At 72.8% G+C, this 3,747-nt stretch carries 6 protein-coding genes; 2 read left to right on the top strand and 4 right to left on the bottom strand.

All coding sequences use genetic code 11. From position 1 onward, the window contains the following. Both BJF79_RS34600 and BJF79_RS34595 read left to right on the top strand, forming a co-directional pair. Positions 1-193 (top strand): response regulator transcription factor (locus tag BJF79_RS34600; RefSeq protein ID WP_143220629.1); only part of this gene is annotated, 193 nt, incomplete at its 5' end. A gap of 367 nt (positions 194-560) precedes the next feature. Beyond that, positions 561-1,382: a nitroreductase/quinone reductase family protein gene (locus BJF79_RS34595; RefSeq protein ID WP_075903768.1), complete on the top strand. Its 822-nt coding sequence runs from the start codon at positions 561-563 to the stop codon at positions 1,380-1,382. Here BJF79_RS34595 and BJF79_RS62995 read toward each other — a convergent pair. The 4 genes from BJF79_RS62995 to BJF79_RS54270 form a co-directional block, all read right to left on the bottom strand. Then, positions 1,379-1,531 (bottom strand): hypothetical protein, encoded by a 153-nt coding sequence (locus BJF79_RS62995; protein ID WP_262402991.1) that lies wholly within the window; start codon positions 1,529-1,531, stop codon positions 1,379-1,381. The genes BJF79_RS34595 and BJF79_RS62995 overlap by 4 nt on opposite strands. Positions 1,532-1,636: 105 nt before the next feature. Beyond that, complete coding sequence (locus BJF79_RS62990; RefSeq protein WP_262402990.1) at positions 1,637-1,954, bottom strand: hypothetical protein; 318 nt, start codon at positions 1,952-1,954, stop codon at positions 1,637-1,639. 412 nt (positions 1,955-2,366) lie between these two features. Further along, positions 2,367-3,359: an ABC transporter ATP-binding protein gene (locus tag BJF79_RS34585; protein WP_075903766.1), complete on the bottom strand. Its 993-nt coding sequence runs from the start codon at positions 3,357-3,359 to the stop codon at positions 2,367-2,369. A 265-nt stretch (positions 3,360-3,624) separates the two neighbouring features. Continuing rightward, positions 3,625-3,747: winged helix-turn-helix transcriptional regulator (locus BJF79_RS54270; RefSeq protein WP_143220627.1), on the bottom strand; the 123-nt coding region annotated here is incomplete at its 5' end.

Raw genomic sequence — 3,747 nt, 5'->3', positions numbered from 1 at the left:
GTTCGGCGCGCTCACCGCCCGGGAGCGGGAGGTGCTGAAGCTCGTCGCCGAGGGCCGCAACAACCGGGAGATCGCCGGGGAGCTGTTCATCTCGCCGAAGACCGCGAGCGTGCACGTCTCCAACATCCTCGCGAAACTGGACGTCACGAGCCGCACCCAGGCGGCCGCGATCGCCCTTCGCGAGGAACTGTGAAAAGCGCGATTGCATTGACCGGGCTGCGCTGCTAAATTTCTTCATTGTGACTGCCGGGTCTGCCCTGTCGGGCAAAGAGCGAGTGAGGCACCCGGCCTCGGCGTGAGCCCGAGGCGGGCCCGTGCCCCGCCCATCGCACCGCTTCCCTTCTTTTCCGCCGCGCTCGATGCGCCGCATCCTTCCGCGCCTGTACGCGACGTCCTGCTTCTGGCCGCCCTGACGCCGACCTACGAGTCGGCCCCTGCCGGGCGCCGTCCTGACGCCGCCTCTTTCGGCGCGCATTTCCGCACCCCTTTTTCCAGCCATGGACGCATTTCGCCCCATGGCCGATCACCCCTGCCCGAAAACAGAAGGAGAACCCCACAGAATGGATTTCAACCGTCAGGTCATCGAGGAGTTCCGCGCCAATGACGGCCGGGTCGGGATGTTCGAGGGCGGGCGGCTGCTCCTGCTGACGACGACCGGGGCGCGGTCGGGCGCCCGGCACACCACCCCGCTCGGTTACCTGCCGGACGGGCCGGAACGGCTGCTGGTCATCGCGTCGGCCGGGGGCTCGCCGCGGCACCCCGCCTGGTTCCACAACCTCGTCGCGAACCCGCGCGTCACCATCGAGACCGGCGCGTTCACGATGGAGGCGGACGCGACCGTCCTCGCGGGCGAGGAACGCGACCGGCTGTTCGCGCGCGCCGTCGAGTCGGACGCCGGATGGGGCGAGTACGAGGAGAAGTCGGGCCGCACGCTGCCGATCGTCGCGCTCGACCCGATTCATGTCGGCCCGCCGAGCGGCCCGCTGGGGCAGACGATCAAGCGGACCCACGACGCGTTCCGCCGGGAACTCGACAGCATCCGGCGGGAGGTGGCCGCGTCCGGGTCGACGCTGGGCGCGCAGCTCCGCGTCAACTGCCTCACGTTCTGCCAGGGGCTCGACAACCACCACCAGGGCGAGGAGCTCATGGTGTTCCCCGGGTTGGAGGGCGCCCACCCCGAGCTGGCGCCGGTCATCGCGCGGCTCCGCGAGGAGCACGAGGTGCTGAAGGGCCTCCTGGCGCGGCTGCGGGCGGTCCTCGCCTCGGACGCCGTCCCCACCGGCGCCCTCTCCGCCGAGGTGGACCGGCTCACCCGCGAGGTGATCGCCCACCTCGACCACGAGGAGGAACTCGTCCCCGTCCTCGACGAGATCGTCCTCTAAGCGAGGAAGTCGAACTCGCGGCCGGTACCGGCGGCGCGGGCGGCCTCGTAGGCGGTCCAGCTCAGCGCGAGGTCCTGCCAGGGCAGGCCGACCGGCGCGTACACCGACACCTCCTCCTCCCGCATCCGGCCCGGGGCGTCGCCGCGCAGCAGGTCGCGGAGCGTCCCGGCCGCGTGCCGGGCGTCGAGCCCGGCGGCGGCGAGGACGCGCCGCGACGGCGAGCGCGACGTCGTCGACCACGACCCGGGCGTCCTTCAGCAGGTCGGCGCCCAGTTCGGCCTTGCCGGGCCTCGTCGGCGCCGAGCGAGGTGACGTGCGTTCCGGGCGCGACGTCGGCGGCGTGCAGCAGCGGGCGGCGCTGCCCACGTCGCGGTGACGACGATGGCCGTGTCGCGGACGGCGGCGCGCGGGTCGGGCGCGACGGACGCGGGCACCCCGAGCCGGTCGCCGTGCCGTGCGGCGAACGCCGCGGCGCGTCCGGCGTCCAGGTCGCAGACGGTGAGGGACCGGACGGGACGCAGCTCGGCGAGGCCGCGCAGGACGAGTTCGGCCTGAGCGCCCGCGCCGACCACGGCGACCGCGTCGGCGCGCGCGGCCGGGCGAGCGCGTGCGTGCCGAGCGCGGCGGCGAGCCCGGTGCGCCACGCGGTGACGGTGGCGGAGTCGAGCTGCGCGAGGAGCTCGCCGGTCTCCAGGTCGTGCAGGCAGACGACGCCGCGCAGCGCGGGCCGGTTCCCGGGGAACTTCGCGTTCACCTTCACCGTGTAGGCGGGCACGCCCGCGACGAGCCCGGGCAGCAGCGCCGTCGCGGTGCCGGAGACCGGCAGCGGCGCGATCGTCCGGTGCGCGGGGACCTCGGCCGGGGGCGCGGCGAAGCCGCGGCGGAGCGCGTCCAGGCACCCGGCGGGCTCCAGCAGGCCCTCCAGATCGGAACGATTCAAAAGGAGCGTCACCGGGCCATTCTCCCGTTTCCGGGCGCACGGTGTCAGGGGCGGGGGCGTTGCCCGGCAGCGACGAGCGCGTCCCAGTCGGTGAGCCAGTCGCGGCCGTTCTCGTCGACGAACGAGCCGGGCGGCGGCGTCACCCGGTGCGCGGCGAGCCACTCCCCCGGGCGGTGCATGGACGGGCGGATCCGGCCGTCGCTCGGCATGAGCTGCGGCGGGATCGGGGCGGGCGGCGGGACCGGCGCGGTCTCGGCCGCCTGCTCGGCGAGGTCCTTCTCCTCCGCCATCCCGATGGGGCCTTCGCGGCGGGCGTTGAAGAACTGGTTCACGGCGGGGTGCGCGCTGGACAGGATCATCTCGCGCGGCCCGAACATCACCAGGCCGCGGCGGAACAGCAGGCCGAGGTTGTCGGGCAGCACGCGGGCGGTGCCGATGTCGTGGGTGACGATGAGGAACGTCGTCCCGAACTCGGCGTTGACATCGACGAACAACTGGTTGAGGTAGGCGGTGCGGACGGGGTCGAGGCCGGAGTCGGGCTCGTCGGCGAGGATGATCTCCGGGTCCAGGACGAGCGCGCGGGCGAGCCCGGCGCGTTTCTTCATCCCGCCGGAGATCTCGCCGGGAAGTTTGTCGCCCGAGCCCGACAGCCCCACCATCTCCATCTTCTCCAGGACGATCCGGCGGATCTCGGTCTCGCCCTTGCGCGTGTGCTCGCGCAGCGGGAACGCGATGTTGTCGAAGACGTTCATGGAGCCGAACAGGGCGCCGTCCTGGAACAGCACCCCGAACGTGCGGCGCATCCGGTAGAGGTCGCGTTCGCGCAGGCGCGGCACGTCGCCGCCGCCGACGAAGACGTGCCCGCGGTCGGGGCGCAGCAGGCCCACGAGGTTCTTCAGGAACACCGACTTGCCGGTCCCGGACGGGCCGAGCAGCGCGGAGATCTCCCCCGCGGGGATCGTGAGGGACACGTCCTCCCAGATGACCTGCCGTCCGAACGACTTGCTGAGCCCTTCCACGCGGATCTCGACGCCCATGGGGGCCTCCCGTGCGGGGACCGGTGGCGGGGGCTCCGCCGGTGCTCGTCCGGCCCCCCGTCCCTTCGGTTGTACGCCCGGAACGCCCCGCTGGCGAGGCCCAGCGGCGACCGGCGGGGCCTCGGCCGGGGCCCGGGCGGGGTGGATCCGGTCCGGCATCGAACGCGGCGTTGAAGATTGAACGGGGCGTCGAAGGGGCGGGCGGCAACCTTCGCGTCGCCTGCGGGTCCACGCTCAACGTGCCAACACGTTCCCGGGTGTTTAGTCACCTTCTTGCCTTACGTCTCCTTTGTCGCCTACCTGAGCATGTGGGGGTCAGGCTGTACTCGACGCTGGGCGGGACGGTCGGGTGCACTTCGCGTCGTACCAGCCCGTCGGCCTCAAGGCC

Source organism: Actinomadura sp. CNU-125 (assembly GCF_001942465.1).
Lineage (GTDB): Bacteria > Actinomycetota > Actinomycetes > Streptosporangiales > Streptosporangiaceae > Spirillospora.
This window is presented reverse-complemented; position numbering and strand designations above follow the sequence as displayed.

What these genes read in the sequence shown, in the direction of transcription:
- BJF79_RS34585 (WP_075903766.1), bottom strand. Translation starts at nt 3,359, where the DNA reads ATGGGCGTCGAGATCCGCGTGGAAGGGCTCAGCAAGTCGTTCGGACGG.
- BJF79_RS34595 (WP_075903768.1), top strand. Translation starts at nt 561, where the DNA reads ATGGATTTCAACCGTCAGGTCATCGAGGAGTTCCGCGCCAATGACGGC.